Source organism: Nocardia sp. CA-145437, assembly GCF_050956485.1.
Lineage (GTDB): Bacteria > Actinomycetota > Actinomycetes > Mycobacteriales > Mycobacteriaceae > Nocardia.
Map to the genome: position 1 here is coordinate 1,216,172 of NZ_CP191204.1, position 16,629 is coordinate 1,232,800.

Genomic DNA, 16,629 nt, shown 5'->3' on the forward strand with positions numbered 1-16,629 from the left:
AGCGCTGGGTAGCCGAATATTAGCCCGGAGGAGTCTCCGTATGACGAATCAACCGCGATCGCAGTTCCTCGGCCCCGAGCAGCGCGAAGCTGCGTGGGGACAGCTCGGCAAGGACACCTTCGACGTCATCGTGATCGGCGGCGGCGTGGTCGGCGCGGGCATCGCCCTGGACGCGGCCACCCGGGGGCTGGAAGTCGCTCTGGTCGAGGCCCGCGACCTGGCGTCCGGCACTTCCAGCCGGTCCTCGAAGATGTTCCACGGCGGCCTGCGCTACCTGGAGATGATGGAATTCGGGCTGGTCCGCGAGGCGCTGAAGGAGCGCGAACTGGCGCTGTCCACCCTCGCGCCGCACCTGGTCAAGCCGCTCAAATTCCTCTACCCGCTCACCCATCTCGGCTGGGAACGCCCCTACGTCACCGCCGGTCTCGTCCTCTACGACACCATGGGCGGCGCGAAATCGGTTCCCGGACAGCATCATCTGACCCGGTCCGCGGCCCTGCGCCAGGCGCCCGGCCTGAAACGGGACGCCCTCACCGGCGGCGTCAACTACTACGACACCGTCGTCGACGACGCCCGCCACACCATGACCGTGGCCCGCACCGCCGCCCACTACGGCGCGGTCATCCGCACCTCCACCCAGGTGGTCGGATTCCTCAAGGAGGCCGACCGGGTCGTCGGCGTCAAGGTGCGCGACAGCGAGGACGGGCGCACCGCCGAGGTGCACGGCAGCGTCGTCATCAATGCCACCGGAGTCTGGACCGACGAACTCCAGGCCCTCGCGAAGCAACGCGGGCGATTCCATGTGCGAGCGTCCAAGGGCGTGCACATCGTGGTGCCGCGCGACCGCATCGCCAGCGACACCTCCATCATCCTGCGCACCGAGAAGTCCGTGCTCTTCGTCATCGCCTGGAGCACCGACCACTGGATCATCGGCACCACCGACACCGACTGGAACCTCGACCTCGCGCACCCCGCCGCCACCAAATCCGATATCGACTACCTGCTCGAACGCATCAACTCGGTGCTGGTCACGCCGCTCACCCACGCCGACATCACCGGCGTGTACGCGGGCCTGCGGCCGCTGCTGGCCGGGGAGAGCGACCAGACCTCCAAACTCTCCCGCGAACACGCCGTCGCCCGCATCGCGCCCGGCCTGGTCGCCATCGCGGGCGGCAAGTACACCACCTACCGCAATATGGCCTACGACGCCGTAGACGAAGCGGCACAGTATATTCCGCGCCGGGTGTCGCCCACCATCACCGAGAAGGTGCCGCTGCTCGGCGCCGACGGCTACCACGCGCTGATGAACCAGACCCCGCACCTGGCCGAGAAGTACGGCGTCCACCCGTACCGGATCCAGCACCTGCTCAACCGGTACGGCTCCCTCATCGACGAGGTGCTCGGGCTGGCCGCCGGGAAACCCGATCTGCTGCAACCGATCACCGACTCACCCGGCTACCTGCGGGTCGAGGCCGTCTACGCGGCCGCCGCCGAAGCCGCCCTGCACCTGGACGACATCCTGGCCCGGCGCACCCGGATCAGCATCGAATACGCCCACCGCGGCGTGGATTCCGCCGACGAGGTGGCGCGGCTGGTGGCCCCGGTGCTCGGCTGGTCCGAGGCCGACATCGAACGCGAGGTGAGCGTGTACCGGGCCCGGGTGCGGGCCGAGGTCGAATCCCAGACCCAGCCCGACGACGCCTCCGCCGACGCGCTGCGCTCGGAGGCGCCCGAGGCGCGGCGGGAAGTGCTCGACCCGGTGCCGATCAACCAGCCCGAGTCGGTCTGAGCCCGATCGGATGAACCGGCGCCACGGATTCCGCGGCGCCGGTTCGCCGTTCAGCGCATCAGTTTGTAGTTGAACTCCGTGGTGCCCAGCGCGCCCATGAGCCGCACCCACAGCGGCAGCATCATCTCGGTGCCGCGGGCGGTGGTGATGTCGCCCAGATCGACGATGTCGTCCCAGCCGAACTCGCGCAGCAGATCGGTGACGACGCCCTTGGCGGCGGCATCGTCGCCGGACAGGAAGATGGTGTGGTCGCCGCTCGCCACCCGCTCCGGATGCACCATCACCTCGGCGGTGACGGTATTGAGCGTCTTCACCACCCGCGCCTCGGGGAACGCCCGCTGCACCCGCTCGCCGACCGAATCGGTATTGCAGACCGCGAGGAACGGCGGGAACCCCTCCGAGAAGTCGAGGGGGTTCGACACGTCGATCACCACCTTGCCCGCCAGATTCGAGGCCCCCGCGCCGTCCAGGGCGACCACGCTGGCCTGTCCGGCGGTCGCATTGATGATCAACTCCGCGCCCGCGGCCGCCTCCGCCGCGGTGGCCAGCGGGGCCGGGAACGGATCCTCCGACCGCGCCTCGGTGGCGGCCACATCGCGGGTGCCGATCACCACATCGTGTCCCAGCTCTGCCAACCGCGCCGACAGGGTGCGCCCGACCGCCCCGGTACCCAGGATTCCGATTTTCATGCCGCCCACCCTAGGCCCGGAAGCCCAGCCCGGGAACACCTTTCGGGGCCATTGAAACCCGGTCGTCACAGTGCGCGCCGGGTCACCCGCCCGGTACGAGCTGGTCAGCTGTCCGGTGGGAGCTGGCAGCGGGGACAGAAATAGATGCCCCGTTCGGCCCGATCGGCCCGCGCGTCGTCACCGAGCAGATGCACGACCAGGTTGGTGCCGCAGCGCCGGCACGGGCGCCGCTGACGACCGTAAGCCAGTGCCCGCCACGGCGGTTCGTGCGCCGCCTTCGTCAGCACCCGATGCGCCTCGTCGACCAGACCGGGCAGATCGTCGACCGCGCCCACCGGCGTCACCGGGTGGACGCGCCGCAGAAAGCAGATCTCGCTCCGGTAGATATTGCCGATCCCGGCCAGATTGGTCTGATCCAGCAACGCCACCCCGATCGGTGCCGAGGGCTCGCGCAGCAACCGGCGCACCGCCTCGGCGGCATCCCACTCCGGCCCGAGCAGATCCGGCCCGAGATGGTCGGTGACGGTGTGCTCCTCACCCCGCCGCAGCACCTCCACCAGCCCCAGCGAGAACCCGACCGCCTCCGCGTCCTCCGTGCCCAGCACCAGCCGCGCCGTGAACCCGGGCCGATTCCACCGCTGCCCGGGCGTGAACACCCGCCACTCACCCTCCATCTTCAGATGCGTGTGAATGCTCAGCTCGGGTGTCCGGACGAACAAATGCTTGCCGTAGGTTGCGACGCTCTCGACCCGCTGCCCGCGCAGATCCAGCGTCGCGTACCGGGGCACCCGGAAGTCACTGCGCGTCAACACCTTGCCGTCGAGCGCCTTCCGCAGCCGTGCCGCGGTGAGGAAGACGGCATCGCCCTCAGGCACGGCCGACCCCGCCGCGGTCCGAGGGCGGCGTGTGGTCGCCCGGGGTGGGCACAACCGGGCACGAAGCTCGGGCTGTGGCGGCGACCGAGGCCCCACGCCGGGTGTCCGATCGCCGTCGGAGGGCTGCCTTCCGCCGCCGGACCGCGGCCCGCGGTACGCGGGGCGACATGCGACTCACGGTCGGCTCCGGAGCCGGAAGCCCTTCGGCGTGGCGGCGAAACCGGCCTCGGCCAGGAAACCGGCGAAGGTGTTGCCGTGCACCGATTCGCCGTTCACCCGGTCGATGACCAGCGAATCGACGCGGCGATCGTGAACCAGCCCGGCCAGCGCGGCGGCCGCGGCCGTCCGCACAGCCGGATCCTCGGTGAAGGTCAGCAACGTCTTGCCGCCGCGTTCCAGATACAGCGCCAGCTCGCCGTCCACCAGCACCACGAGTGCGCCCGCCTTGCGACCCGGCCGATGTCCCGCGCCCTCGGCCGCGGCCTTGGGCCAGGGTAGCGCCGCGCCATAGGGATTGGCCGGATCGCAGGAGGCCAGCACCACGGCCTTACCCACCGGCTCGTGCGAGAAGCCGTCTCCGACCGACCGATTCCGATCGGTGTCGAACGACCGCAACCGATCGACCACATCGGTGGTCGAGAACTGCGCACCGCCCAGCGAATCCACGAAGTAGCCGCGACGGCAACGCCCCCGGTCCTCGAACTCGGTCAGCACCCGGTACATCAGCGCGAACCCGCCCGGCACCCCTTCGCTCTGCACCGAACCTCGAGTCAGCACGCCGTAGCGCTCCAGCAGCACATCCGCGGTGGCATGCGCGCGAACCGTCGGGTCGGCCACCCGCTCCGGCAGCAATGACCAGCGCCCGGCCACCTGCGGGGAGGACGTGCGCGCGGGCATTCCACCGCGCGGCAGGTACATCCGGCCGCGTGGCGCGCGCCGGGGAGTCCGATGCGCGGTGGTGGTGCGAGCGGTCCCCGCCAGCAGGGCGCGCACGGGGGCGAAGGTGTCGCCGCCGATGTGACCGGCCCACACCAGATCCCACAGCGCCGCCGTCACCGCGGCCTCCTCGACGCCGCTCGCCGAATCGAAACCACCACCGGGACCGACATCGCCGCCGGAACGAATGAGGCCACGGTCGCTCGCACCCCGGGGGCCGATGCCACCGGCCGACCCCGCGGAGCTGACGCTGTCCAGCAATTGCCGGAAGAAGTACGCGCCCCCGGTGCCGCCCGCGACGACCTGGTACTCGCCCTTCGGCAGCGCGACGCCGATCGGCTCGGAGTCCTCGCCGCCGACACCTGCACTGTCGCGGTGGCCGGACACATTGTCGTTCGCACCGGCGGCGGTGGTCGGGTCGTCGCGTCCGGCGTCGTCCGGGCTCGCCGCACCGCGCACACCGGCACGGCCCGCTGAGCCTCCGGCCGGGGGCAGGGTGCCGCCGATCACCGTGGCGCCCAAGGCCGTCAGCAGGCTGATGTGCCGGTCGGACAGGTCGATGTCGTCGGGCGGGGGCAGGGTCAGGCCCGCGTGCTCGGCGGGGTGCAGCGCGATCCAGCCGTCCTTGGCGGTGATGGAGCCGTGGCCGGACCAGATCACCTCACCGGTGGCCATGAGTTCGTCGAGCATGGCGGGGGAGTAGTCGCGGACCCGGAGCGGAAGGATGAGGGATTCCCAGGCGGAGGCCGGGATCGGCACGCCCGCGAGCTGTTCCACCACGGCCGCGACGCCGTCCACGCCGCGGAGTTCGCCGGTGCCGACGTGCTGCCAGGACGGGAGGAAGCGGCCCAGGGCGGCGGTGGCGACCGGTTCCACCTCCTTGCGGGCGGCGGCCAGGGAGCGGCGGCGGAGGCGGCGCAGGACTTCGCTGTCACACCACTCGGTGCCCGCCGCGCCGGGCGTGAATTCGCCTTCCACCACACGCTTTTCGAGGGCCAAGCGGTGCAGGGCGGTCGCCGCCACAGCCGGACCGAGACCGAAACGGTGGGCCGCCTGGGTGAGGGTGAACGGTCCGTGGGTGCGGGCGTAGCGGCCGATCAGGTCGCCCAGCGGGTCGGCGACGGGCTCGATGAAGGCGGCGGGGACGCCGATCGGCAGCGGGACGCCGAGGGCGTCACGAAGGCGGGACGCGTCCTCGATGGCCACCCACCACCGCGATCCGGCGAAGGAAACCTCCAGCGCGCGGCGTGATGTCACGAGTTCGGCGAACCACTTCCGGGGATCGTCCACGCACCGCTCGGCGGCCTCCTCGGCGGTCAACGGCCCGAGCAGCCGCAGCAGGTCCGCGAGTCCTTCCATGTCCCGGGCGTGACGCTCGGGCGTGAGCCGCTGCAACTCCCGCTCGGTTTGTTCGAGGACGGCGGCATCGAGCAGCTCGCGCAGCTCGACCCGGCCGAGCAGCTCCGCGAGCAGACTGGAGTCCAGCGACAGTGCGGCCGCGCGTCGTTCGGCGAGCGGGCTGTCGCCCTCGTACATGAACTGCCCGATGTAGTCGAACAGCAGCGAGTTCGCGAACGGCGACGGGGCGGCGGTCTCCACCTCCACCAGCCGGATCTGCCGCCGCGCGACCCGGCCCAGCAGATCCCGCAGCGATGGCAGGTCGTATACGTCCTGCAGGCACTCGCGGACCGTCTCCAGCAGGATCGGGAATTCGGGGAACTTGCGCGCCACGTCCAGCAGCTGGGCGGCCCGCTGCCGCTGCTGCCACAGCGGCGCGCGTTTGCCGGGGTCGCGGCGCGGCAGCAGCAGCGCCCGGGCCGCGCACTCCCGGAAGCGAGACGCGAAAAGCGCGGAGCCGCCGACCTGTTCGGTGACCAGGTCGTCGATCTCGTCGGTCTCGAAGACGAACAGTTCCGCGCCGGGCGGATCATCGGTGGTGTCCGGGAGCCGGACCACGATCCCGTCGTCGGACGGCGTGGGCGCGGCATCCACCCCGAACCGCTCCCGCAGCCGCGCTCCGACCGCCAAGGCCCACGGCGCGTGCACCGGCAGCCCGTACGGCGAGTGCAACACCACCCGCCAGTCGCCGAGCTCATCGCGGAAGCGTTCCACGACCAGCGTCTTGTCCGTCGGCAACTGCCCGGTCGCCTCCCGCTGTTCGGCCAGCAGCGACACCAGATTCCCGGTGGCGTTCGCATCCAGGCCCGCCACCCGTGAGACCCGCTCCAGCTCTGTCTCCGGTGCGGCCTTGCGACCGGTGGCACCGGCTTTCGAGGCGCGTGCCCGCGCGACACCGGTTGTCGAGGAGTCCGCCGCCGTCGCCTCGGTGTCGTGCTCCGCGGCGAATTCGGTCAGCGCCCGGGCCAATTCGACGGGCGCGCGCCCTTCGGCCGTCGCGGCGGTGGCCTTTCGCGCGGTGGCCTTTCCCGCGGCCGCGGTCTTCACCTCGGCCGCGGTTCGAGCGGGTGCGCGGTGTTGTTCGACGGCCTGCCCCGCCTGTCGCACGAATTCGCCCAGAGCCGCGCCCAGTTCGGCGGGACGGCCCAGGGAATCGCCGTGCCAGAAGGGGAGACGCCCGGGTTGGCCGAAAGCCGGCGTCACCAGTACCCGGTCGAAGCTGATCTCCTCGATGCGCCAGCTCGTCGCGCCGAGGGCGAAGACGTCGCCCACCCGCGACTCGTAGACCATCTCCTCGTCGAGTTCGCCGACCCGGGACGCCTTTTCGCCGACCATGAACACCGGGAACAGGCCGCGATCCGGGATCGCGCCGCCGGAGGTCACCGCCAGCCGCTGCGCCCCCGGACGGCCGGTGAGCGTCCCGGCGTCGCGATCCCACACGATGCGGGGCCGCAGCTCGGCGAACTCGTCGGAGGGGTAGCGGCCCGCCAGCAGATCCAGCACCGATTCGTAGGCCGAACGGGGCAGCGCCGCATAGCTTCCGGTGCCGCGGACGGTGTCGAACCAGGCGTCGGCGTCGATGGGCTCCAGCGCGCAGGCCGCGACCGTCTGCTGCGCCAGGATGTCGAGGGGATGCGCGGGGACCTGGAGCTGTTCGATCTGCCCGGCCACCATGCGCTGCGACGCCACCGCGCAGTGGATGACGTCGGTGCGGTGCTTGGGGAAGATGACGCCCCGCGAGATCTCGCCCACCTGGTGCCCGGCCCGGCCGACCCGCTGCAGTCCGGACGCCACCGAAGGCGGCGCCTCGACCTGCACCACCAACTCCACCGCGCCCATGTCGATGCCGAGTTCGAGGCTGCTGGTGGCGACCACGCACCGCAGCCGCCCGGTCTTGAGGTCGTCCTCGATGAGCGCCCGCTGCTCCTTGCTCACCGACCCGTGGTGGGCGCGCGCGAGAAGCGTTGTCGCGCCGTGGATCACCTCGGTGGACGCCCCCAGCTGCGCGGGCGGCGCGTGCTCGGTGTCCACCGATTCCCCGATGCGCGCCGCGTACGCCTCGTTCAAGCGAGCGGTGAGCCGTTCGGAGAGCCGCCGCGAATTCGCGAACACGATCGAGGACCGATGCTCCAGCACCAGATCCACGATCGCCTCGTCCACGTGCGGCCAGATCGAGCCGGGTTGATCCGAATCCTCCGCTCCCGCACCGGGTTCGGTCATATCCGCGACCGGCACCCGCACCGACAGGTCGAAGGTCTTGGGCGCGGGCGGCGCGACGATGGTGATGGGCGCGCTCCCCACCAGGAACCGCCCCACCTCCTCGGGCGGCCGCACCGTCGCCGACAGGCCGATCCGCTGGGCGGGCCGCGCCGACTGCTCCGAACGCAGCAGATCCAGCCGTGCCAGCGAAAGCGCAAGGTGCGCACCGCGTTTGGAGCCCGCGATGGCGTGCACCTCGTCGACGATGACCGTGTGCACCCCGCTCAGCGTCTCCCGCGCCGCCGAGGTCAGCATGAGGAACAGCGATTCCGGCGTGGTGATCAGAATGTCCGGCGGCGTGCGCTGCATGCCCCGACGATCCGCCGCGCTGGTATCACCCGACCGCACCCCCACCCGGATCTCGGGCGCGGCCACCCCCAGCCGTTTCGCCGTCTGCGTGATCCCCACCAGCGGCGCGCGCAGATTCCGCTCCACGTCCACCGCCAGCGCTTTCAACGGCGAGATATAGAGGACGGAGGTCTTGCGCGGCCCCGGCTCGGGTTCCCGGGCGGCCAGCCGGTCGATGGCCCACAGGAACGCCGACAGGGTCTTGCCCGACCCGGTGGGCGCGATCACCAGCGTGTGCTGCCCCGCCGCGATGGATTCCCAGGCCCCCAGCTGGGCGGCCGTCGGCGCGGGGAAGGCGCCGTCGAACCACTCTCGAGTCGCGGGCGAGAACCGATCCATCGTCCCAGTCTGCACCCGCCCACCGACAGAGCCGGCGAACCGGTGCGCGGGCGCGGAGCGAAGGGCAGGCAATCCCGCCGCGGCCCCCGGCCCCGCGCGTAGGCTTCGGATCGTGCAGAAGGTGCTCCGGCTGGACCTGGTCAGTCACGGTATGACCGAGGCCATGCGCAAAGCACGATTCCCCGTCGACGAACCCCTCACCGAAGCCGGGCGCCGCGCGGTCTCCTCCTGTGGGCGGCTGCATGCCGCGCGCGTCATCACCGCGCCGGAGCGCCGCACCGTCGAGACCGCCACCCTCATGGGCCTGATGGGTGACGAGGACGACCGATTACGCGACCTCGACGCGGGGGCGTGGCGCGGTGGTGAGCTCATGTCCGTCCCCAAGGAGGACCTCTATCTCTGGCTCACCGATCCGAACTTTCGCGGCCACGGCGGCGAGGCGGTCGTGGACGTCATCGAGCGCACGGGGGAGTGGCTCGCCGACATCGCGCTCGACGGTGAGCCGACCATCGCCATCACGCACCCGGCGGTGATCCGCGCCGCACTGCTCGTCACCCTGGACGCGCCCGCGAATTCGTTCTGGCGCATCGACGTTCCGCCGGTCAGCGTGACCCGGCTGCACTATCGCGGCGAATGGACGCTGCACTTCCGTTAGCCAGCACCATGGCCCGCACGGCGTCGGTGATCAGCCGGGCGGGCAGGCTCGGATCGATGGCGCGCTGAATGCCCAGTCCCAGACCGAGACTCAGCACCGCCGTGGCGGCGTCCTCGGCCGGCATCGGCAGCGCCAGGCCCGTGGAGTCGGCCAGCGCCTGCAATTGCGCCGCGACCGTGCCGCGCACCAGGCTCAGGTTCGACACCAGGGCGGCCTGCAATGCCGGGTCGTCCCGGGCCACGATGGCGAACTCGAATTCCAGCATGGTCCAGCCGACGTCGCCGAGGGTGTGTTCGGCCCAGTCCTGGAAGCGGTCGAGCCGGGTCTCCAAGGTGTCCTCGCCCGCGAGCAGTTCGCTGACCTCCCCGAACTTGGTCTCGTGTATGAGGGCGAGCACCTCGAGGCAGAGCGCCGACTTGGTCCGGAAGTTGGAGTAGACCGCGCCTTTGGAGTACCCGGCCTCCTCGGCCACCCGTTCCAGGCTGGTCTTGGCGTAGCCGTCTGTCAGGAACATGTCGCGCGCGGTGGCCAGCAGGTCCGCGCGGGTGCGGGCCTGGCTCTCGGTCCTGGTCAGTCGTGCCATGACTGAGATTCTAGGTTCTCCCAGATTTGGGATACCGACGGTATTTGAAAACTGCTAGTGTGTGAAACCATGAGTACTAGGAACGGGTCACAGCGACGTGGCCTGGCCATCGGCTGCGGCGGCACCGTCGGGATGGCCTGGATCGTCGCCGCGCTCGCCGCCGTCCAGGACGTCCTGGACTGGGATCCCCGCACCGCCGACGTCATGATCGGCACCTCGGCGGGCGCGGAAGCGCTCACCATGCTGGGCAGCGGGATCGCCGTCGACGAACTGGTCGCCATGCAGCGCGGCACCTCGACCAACCCGATCCTCACCGCCCACATGCGTTCGGAGCCCGGACGATTCCCGCCGCTGCCGCGCCCGCGCCTGGGCGCACCCGGCCGCGCGGTCCGAGAACTGCTGGCCCGCCCCGGAAACGGGCACGCCCTGCTCACCGCGGGCAGCGGGTTGCTGCCGCTGGGGGGCGGCAACCCGGCCTGGCTGCAGTCCCTGGCCGAACGTCTCGAGCCGGGCCGCGACTGGGTCCAGCACCCGGCGACCTGGCTGGTGGCCATGGACAATGCCAGCGGTGAACGCGTCGCGTTCGGATCGCCGTCCGCGCCGGACACGAATCTCGGTGCGGCCCTGCGGGCTTCGTGGGCGGTGCCCGGCTGGTTCCCGGCGGTCCCGATCGCGGGCCGGCAGTTCATCGACGGCGGCGCGGCGTCCACCGCCTCGGCCGACCTGCTCATCCCGGCCGGGCTCGACGAGGTCGTGGTGATCACGCCCATGGCCTCCACCGGCCGCCTGCCCGTCACCAGTGCGGGCCACTTCGTCGAACGGCAGCTGCGAAACCGCATGAGCGAGAAGCTCGATGCCGAGATCGCGTTGCTGCGCGCGAGCGGCGTCAAGGTGCTGCGCATCGACGCCACCGCCGATGACCTCGCGGTCATGGGCCCGAACTTCATGGACGGCCGCCGCCGTCTGCCCACCTTCGAACACGGCCTCGGCAGCCTCCGCGGCCGGGTCGAGCAGGGAGTCTTCGCATGAGCCTCTTCGGAAACGGTTACCCGGCCATCGATCTCGCCGGCGCGCGAGTCCTGATCACCGGCGCGGGCCGCGGCATCGGCCAGTGCACGGCCGAACTGTTCGCGAGCAAGGGCGCGCAGGTCGCCATCGGCGACGTGGACACCGCCGCCGCGCAGGCCGCCGCGGCCGCGCTCGACGGGCGGGCGTTCGAGCTCGACGTGCGCGATCGGGCCCGGTGGGACAAGGTCGTCGCCGACTTCGGCCGCGTCGACATCCTGGTCAACAATGCCGGCGTCATGCCCGCCGGCGCCTTCCTCGACGAGGCGGACGCGGTGGGGCACACCACCATCGACGTCAATGTCTGGGGACTCATCCACGGCATGCGCGCCGTGGTCCCCGGCATGATCGAGCGTGGCCACGGCCATGTGGTGAACGTGGCCTCACTGGCCGGCAAGATCCCGGTCGCCGGTCTGGCCGTGTACAACGCCAGCAAGTTCGCCGCCGTGGGCCTCTCCGCCGCGACGCGTCTGGAGTTCGCGCCGCGGGGCGTCAGCGTCAGCTGCGTCATGCCCTCGGCCGTGCGCACCCGCTTGTCCTCGGGCCTCGCGCTGGGCGGCGGCATGCCCACCGTCGACCCGGAGGACGTGGCCGAGGCCATCGTCGGCACGGTCCGCAGCCGTCGCGCCGAAGTCGCCGTCCCGAACTACCTCGGCCCCATCGACGTCGCCCTGGCCGCCGCGCCCGAGCCCGCGGTCCGGCTGGTCCGCCGGCTCTTCAACGGCGACCGGGCCCTGCACCCCGCCGACGAGCAGGCGCGCGCACGCTACGAGGAGCAGGTGCGCGCGATCAACGCCGAGGACTAGTCACTCGAACCGGATGCCCTGCGCCAGTGGCAGTTCGGTGGAGTAGTTGACGGTGTTGGTGGCCCGGCGCATGTACGCCTTCCACGAGTCCGACCCGGACTCGCGGCCACCGCCCGTCTGCTTCTCGCCGCCGAACGCGCCGCCGATCTCGGCCCCCGAGGTGCCGATATTGACATTCGCGATGCCGCAGTCCGACCCGTCGGCGGCCAGGAACCGCTCCGCCTCCCGCTGATCGCGGGTGAAGATCGACGACGAGAGACCCTGCGGCACCGCGTTGTGCAGCTCGATGGCGGTATCCAGATCGTGGTAGGTCATCGCGTACAGGATCGGCGCGAAGGTCTCCTCCCGCACCACCGTGGTCTGCTCGGACATGCGCACCAGAGCCGGGCGGACGTAGAAGGCGTTCTCGTCCGGCCCCTCGAAACGCTCACCACCGCACAGCAGTTCGCCGCCGTCGGCCAGTGCCCGATCGATCGCCGCGCACATGCCGTCGTAGGCCCGCTCGTTGATGAGCGGCCCGACGAGAACGCCCTCCTCGAGCGGATTACCCACGCGCAGTTGCCGATACGCCGCCGAAATCCGATTCAACAGTGGCTCGGCCACTTCGGCGTGCACGATCAATCGGCGCAGCGTGGTGCAGCGCTGACCGGCCGTGCCCGCGGCCGCGAACACGATGCCCCGGGTGGCCAGCTCCAGATCCGCCGAGGGCGCCACGATGGCGGCGTTGTTGCCGCCCAGCTCCAGCAGGCAGCGCCCGAACCGGGCCGCCACCCGCGGCGCGACCAGCCGACCCATCCGCACCGACCCGGTCGCGCTCACCAGCGCCACCCGCGGATCGTCCACCAGCTGCTCGCCGACCGCCGCCGGGCCCTGGATCAACTGGTGCACTTCGGGATCCGCGCCCACGTCGATCGCCGCCCGGCGCAGCAGCGCGTGACAGGCCAGCGCGGTCAGCGGCGTCGTCTCCGACGGCTTCCACACCACCGTGTCCCCGCACACCAGCGCGATGGCGGTGTTCCACGCCCACACCGCGACCGGGAAGTTGAACGCCGAGATCACCCCGGCCACCCCGAGTGGATGCCAGGTCTCCATCAGCCGGTGGCCGGGCCGCTCCGATGGCATGGTCCGCCCGTACAGCTGCCGCGACAGACCGATGGCGAACTCGCAGACATCGATCATCTCCTGGACCTCGCCGCGGGCCTCCGCGCCGATCTTGCCCGCCTCCAGGGTGACCAGTTCGCCCAGGTCGTCCCGGTGGTCGGTGAGCAGCGCCGCCAGCCGTCGCACCACCGCCGCGCGCTGCGGCGCCGGGACCGTCCGCCAGTCCCGGAAGGCCGCGTGCGCCCGGCCGATGGCGGCGTCCACCGCGGCGGAGTCGCTCGCGCGCAGGGTGATCAGTTCACCGCCGGTGATCGGGGTGCGGGCCGAGAGTTCACCCGGCTCGGGCGTGTCGACGCCCAGCCGTCGCAGCAGCGTCTCCGTCCGCTCACGGAGCTCACGGGTCGCGGTCTCGGTCAGTGCGTGAGTCATTACATGCTCCAGGTTGGGTTCCGGCAACCGAGTTCGTTTCGCTGCGTTAGCCTTCGCTGATGGCGGATACACCGGCGAAACTTGTACTCGACGACATCGATCGACTGCTGATCCGTGAGCTGATTGCCGATGGTCGCGCCACCCTGTCCAATCTGGCGGAGAAGGCCAACCTTTCGGTGTCCGCGGTGCAGTCGCGGGTGCGGCGGCTCGAGGCGCGGGGCGTGATTCGCGGCTACACGGCGAATGTCGACCCCGAGGCGCTGGGCCAGATGCTGTCGGCTTTCGTCGCGATCACTCCTCTCGACCCGTCGCAACCCGATGACGCACCCGCACTGCTGCAGCACATTCCGGGCATCGAGGCGTGTCATTCGGTGGCCGGAGACGAGAGCTACATGCTCATGGTGCGGGTGGCCTCGCCCAGACACCTGGAGCAGCTGCTGCAGGAGATCCGCGCTACGGCCAATGTCAGGACGCGAAGCACCATCATTCTGCAAACATTCTATGACAAGTAGCCCCGGTCAAGCCGCAGACATTCGGATGACGACACGGTTACGGACGTAATTATTCCGGAACTTACGGGCATTGCCGTAAATATTCATTTACCCTGAGGGCGTGACCCTCGAACTCGATCGGCTCGGGGCGGCCGCCGAATCCACCGTTGTCACCCCCGCCCGGGTGCATGAGATCCTGTCGGCGAGCATCCTCGCCGACGGCTTCGACCTCGTACTGGACCTGCGCAAATCTCGTGGACTCCGACTGGTCGACGCCCGCGACGGCACCTCCTACCTGGACATGTTCGGCTTCTTCGCGTCCAACACGCTGGGCATGAACCATCCGGCCCTGGTCGGCGACAAGCGCTTCCTGTCCGGCCTCACCACCGCCGCGCTCAACAAGCCCAGCAACTCCGACATCTACACCGTCGAAATGGCGCGCTTCATAGACACTTTCGTGCGCGTGCTGGGCGATCCGCGACTGCCGCACCTGTTCTTCATCGACGGCGGCGCGCTCGCCGTCGAGAACGCCCTCAAGGCCGCCTTCGACTGGAAGTCCCGGCACAACGAAAGCCACGGCCGCCCAGCCGAACTCGGCACCAAGGTGCTGCATCTGACCGGGGCCTTCCATGGGCGCAGCGGGTACACGCTCTCGCTCACCAACACCGATCCGGTGAAGACCGCGCGCTTCCCGAAGTTCGACTGGCCGCGCATCGATACCCCGTACGTGGGCCCCGACCACCTCGACATCGAGGCCGCCGAGCGCCACGCCCTGGGCCAGGCCCGCCGCGCCTTCCATGAAAACCCGCATGACATAGCATGTTTCATCGCCGAACCGATCCAGGGCGAGGGCGGCGACCGGCACCTGCGGCCGCAGTTCCTGTCCGCGATCCAGCAGCTGTGCCACGAGCACGACGCGTTGTTCATCCTCGACGAGGTGCAGACCGGCGTCGGTATGACCGGCACCGTGTGGGCCTACCAGCAACTCGGGCTCGAGCCCGACATCGTCGCCTTCGGCAAGAAGACCCAGGTGTGCGGCATCATGGCCGGCGGCCGCGTCGACGAGGTGCCCAACAACGTCTTCCGGGTCAGCTCCCGCCTCAACTCCACCTGGGGCGGCAACCTCGCCGACATGGTGCGCGCCCGCCGCGTCTTCGAGGTGATCGAGCACGAGAACCTGGTGTCCCGCGCCCGCGACCTCGGCCCCCACCTGCTCGACCGCCTGATCGAATTGTCCACCGCCCATGCGGAAGTCACCGATCCGCGCGGCCGCGGACTGATGTGCGCGATCACCCTCGAATCCGCGGCGCTCCGCAACGACGTGGTGAACCGCCTGCTCGAGCAGGAGCACGTCCTGATCCTCGGCACCGGCGAACGCGGCATCCGCTTCCGGCCGCCGCTCACAGTGACCGCCGCCGAACTCGACGAGGCCGTGGACGCTCTCGACCGCGTATTGGGTTGAGCCGCAAGCCGGATCGCCCGATCCGGCTTGCCCGCATTTGCTGAAAGATGGCTTTTGCCCGAAGCGCGCGGCGCGGCGACATCCAGCGTTGTCGCCGTGAACGTCCGTGCCGCCGCCTACTATTCGACCACATGTCAGCTCACCGCAATGACATGTCAGCTCACCGCAATGTCGGCATGGCACGGTGCACCCTGTGATCGCGCGGGGTGCACGTCTGGGTCTGATTCTCTCGCTGGCGATGCTGTCCGGTTGCTCGAACGGTGACACCGGTCCCGCATCGCCGACCGCCGCACCGTCTTCCGCCCCGACCGGCGCGGCGCCCGCCGCGGCCGAAGCGCCGCATCTCCTGCCCGGCATGCCGCCGCCGCTCTCACCCACCGACGTCTACGCCGCCACCCGGGAACTGAGCCCCGCCGTCGCCGGGCAGCCCACCCGCGTCTACGTCCCCAACAGCGAGTCGCACACCATCACCGTCATCGACCCGGCCACCTTCGAGATCGTCGACAGCTACCCCTCCGGCGGCGCCGAACCTCAGCACGTGGTGCCCGCCTACGACCTGCAGACGCTCTACGCCAACAACGATCTGCCCATCGGTGGCGGCAGCCTGCTGCCCATCGATCCGCGCACCGGCAAACCCGGCGACCCCATCCCCGTCCGCGACCCGTACAACATGTACTTCACCCCGGACGGCAAGTACGCCCTGGTCGTCGCGGAGGCCGACCGCTCACTGGACTTCTACGACCCGCACAGCTGGCAGAAGCTGCACGACATCGCGGTGCCCGAATGCCACGGCGTCAATCACATGGACTTCACCGCCGACGGCCGCACGGCCCTGGTCAGCTGCGAATTCGGCGGGCGCATGGCGGTGGTCGACATCGCGGGCCTGAGCCTGCTGCGCATGATCGACCTGCCCGGCGGCTCGTCCGGCATGCCGCAGGACGTCAAGCTCTCGCCCGACGGCCGCACCTTCTTCGTGGCCGACATGATGGCGGGCGGCATCTACGTCTTCGACGCCCGGACCTTCGACAACACCGGTTTCGTCGAGACCGGCCGCGGCACCCACGGCCTCTACATCACCCGCGACTCGAAGCGGATGCTCATCACCAACCGCGGCGAGGGCAGCATCTCGGTCTGGGACTTCGCCACCGGACAGCTGGCCGACACCTGGCGCATCCCCGGCGGCGGCAGCCCTGACATGGGCAACCTGTCCGCGGACGGACGGGTGTTCTGGGTCTCGGGCCGCAACCACGGCGAGGTGTACGCCATCGACATCGTCGACTGGAAGCTGCTGGCCCGGATTCCGGTCGGCCGTGGGGCGCACGGGCTCACCATCTGGCCGCAGCCGGGCCGGTACTCGACGGGCCACACGGGCGTAATGCGTTGAGCCGTCGCCGGTTCCGGCGG

At 70.4% G+C, this 16,629-nt stretch carries 12 protein-coding genes and 1 pseudogene; 7 read left to right on the forward strand and 6 right to left on the reverse strand.

Annotation, left to right across the window (positions count from 1 at the left end; all coding sequences use genetic code 11):
- The first annotated feature begins 40 nt into the window (after positions 1-40).
- Positions 41-1,789 (forward strand): glycerol-3-phosphate dehydrogenase, encoded by a 1,749-nt coding sequence (glpD, locus tag ACQPYY_RS05325; RefSeq protein ID WP_379105482.1) that lies wholly within the window; start codon positions 41-43, stop codon positions 1,787-1,789.
- A gap of 50 nt (positions 1,790-1,839) precedes the next feature.
- Here glpD and ACQPYY_RS05330 read toward each other — a convergent pair whose 3' ends face one another.
- The 4 genes and pseudogenes from ACQPYY_RS05330 to ACQPYY_RS05345 form a co-directional block, all read right to left on the reverse strand.
- Positions 1,840-2,478 (reverse strand): NADPH-dependent F420 reductase, encoded by a 639-nt coding sequence (locus tag ACQPYY_RS05330; RefSeq protein ID WP_379105484.1) that lies wholly within the window; start codon positions 2,476-2,478, stop codon positions 1,840-1,842.
- A 104-nt stretch (positions 2,479-2,582) separates the two neighbouring features.
- Positions 2,583-3,353, reverse strand: a complete 771-nt coding sequence (locus ACQPYY_RS05335) for a DNA-formamidopyrimidine glycosylase family protein (RefSeq protein ID WP_433592945.1) — start codon at positions 3,351-3,353, stop codon at positions 2,583-2,585.
- A 174-nt stretch (positions 3,354-3,527) separates the two neighbouring features.
- Complete coding sequence (locus ACQPYY_RS05340) at positions 3,528-4,271, reverse strand: Lhr family helicase (protein ID WP_433594569.1); 744 nt, start codon at positions 4,269-4,271, stop codon at positions 3,528-3,530.
- A 531-nt stretch (positions 4,272-4,802) separates the two neighbouring features.
- Positions 4,803-8,633: pseudogene (locus ACQPYY_RS05345) on the reverse strand (ATP-dependent helicase); the annotation flags it as partial.
- 112 nt (positions 8,634-8,745) lie between these two features.
- On the opposite strand from ACQPYY_RS05345, the gene ACQPYY_RS05350 reads away from it, so the two are divergent.
- Positions 8,746-9,288, forward strand: a complete 543-nt coding sequence (locus tag ACQPYY_RS05350; RefSeq protein WP_357282165.1) for a histidine phosphatase family protein — start codon at positions 8,746-8,748, stop codon at positions 9,286-9,288.
- On the opposite strand, the gene ACQPYY_RS05355 is transcribed toward ACQPYY_RS05350, so the two are convergent.
- Positions 9,236-9,871 (reverse strand): TetR/AcrR family transcriptional regulator, encoded by a 636-nt coding sequence (locus tag ACQPYY_RS05355; protein WP_379105490.1) that lies wholly within the window; start codon positions 9,869-9,871, stop codon positions 9,236-9,238. The genes ACQPYY_RS05350 and ACQPYY_RS05355 overlap by 53 nt on opposite strands.
- 69 nt (positions 9,872-9,940) lie before the next feature.
- On the opposite strand from ACQPYY_RS05355, the gene ACQPYY_RS05360 reads away from it, so the two are divergent.
- Both ACQPYY_RS05360 and ACQPYY_RS05365 read left to right on the forward strand, forming a co-directional pair.
- Positions 9,941-10,900, forward strand: a complete 960-nt coding sequence (locus ACQPYY_RS05360; RefSeq protein WP_433592946.1) for a patatin-like phospholipase family protein — start codon at positions 9,941-9,943, stop codon at positions 10,898-10,900.
- Entirely contained in the window at positions 10,897-11,742 is an 846-nt protein-coding gene (locus tag ACQPYY_RS05365) for an SDR family oxidoreductase (protein WP_433592947.1), read from the forward strand. The genes ACQPYY_RS05360 and ACQPYY_RS05365 overlap by 4 nt, the downstream gene beginning before the upstream one ends.
- Here ACQPYY_RS05365 and amaB read toward each other — a convergent pair whose 3' ends face one another.
- Positions 11,743-13,272 (reverse strand): L-piperidine-6-carboxylate dehydrogenase, encoded by a 1,530-nt coding sequence (gene amaB, locus ACQPYY_RS05370; protein WP_433592948.1) that lies wholly within the window; start codon positions 13,270-13,272, stop codon positions 11,743-11,745.
- Between the two features lie 59 nt (positions 13,273-13,331).
- On the opposite strand from amaB, the gene ACQPYY_RS05375 reads away from it, so the two are divergent.
- The 3 genes from ACQPYY_RS05375 (at position 13,332) to ACQPYY_RS05385 (ending at position 16,609) form a co-directional block, all read left to right on the forward strand.
- Positions 13,332-13,784, forward strand: a complete 453-nt coding sequence (locus ACQPYY_RS05375) for an Lrp/AsnC family transcriptional regulator (protein WP_040855781.1) — start codon at positions 13,332-13,334, stop codon at positions 13,782-13,784.
- Positions 13,785-13,884: 100 nt separating this feature from the next.
- Entirely contained in the window at positions 13,885-15,225 is a 1,341-nt protein-coding gene (gene lat, locus ACQPYY_RS05380) for an L-lysine 6-transaminase (protein WP_433592949.1), read from the forward strand.
- Between the two features lie 193 nt (positions 15,226-15,418).
- Positions 15,419-16,609, forward strand: a complete 1,191-nt coding sequence (locus ACQPYY_RS05385; protein ID WP_433592950.1) for a hypothetical protein — start codon at positions 15,419-15,421, stop codon at positions 16,607-16,609.
- Positions 16,610-16,629 lie beyond the last annotated feature (20 nt).

What these genes read in the sequence shown, in the direction of transcription:
- glpD (WP_379105482.1), top strand. Translation starts at nt 41, where the DNA reads ATGACGAATCAACCGCGATCGCAGTTCCTCGGCCCCGAGCAGCGCGAA.
- ACQPYY_RS05330 (WP_379105484.1), bottom strand. Translation starts at nt 2,478, where the DNA reads ATGAAAATCGGAATCCTGGGTACCGGGGCGGTCGGGCGCACCCTGTCG.
- ACQPYY_RS05340 (WP_433594569.1), bottom strand. Translation starts at nt 4,271, where the DNA reads ATGTACCTGCCGCGCGGTGGAATGCCCGCGCGCACGTCCTCCCCGCAG.
- ACQPYY_RS05355 (WP_379105490.1), bottom strand. Translation starts at nt 9,871, where the DNA reads ATGGCACGACTGACCAGGACCGAGAGCCAGGCCCGCACCCGCGCGGAC.
- ACQPYY_RS05360 (WP_433592946.1), top strand. Translation starts at nt 9,941, where the DNA reads ATGAGTACTAGGAACGGGTCACAGCGACGTGGCCTGGCCATCGGCTGC.
- ACQPYY_RS05365 (WP_433592947.1), top strand. Translation starts at nt 10,897, where the DNA reads ATGAGCCTCTTCGGAAACGGTTACCCGGCCATCGATCTCGCCGGCGCG.
- amaB (WP_433592948.1), bottom strand. Translation starts at nt 13,272, where the DNA reads ATGACTCACGCACTGACCGAGACCGCGACCCGTGAGCTCCGTGAGCGG.
- ACQPYY_RS05375 (WP_040855781.1), top strand. Translation starts at nt 13,332, where the DNA reads ATGGCGGATACACCGGCGAAACTTGTACTCGACGACATCGATCGACTG.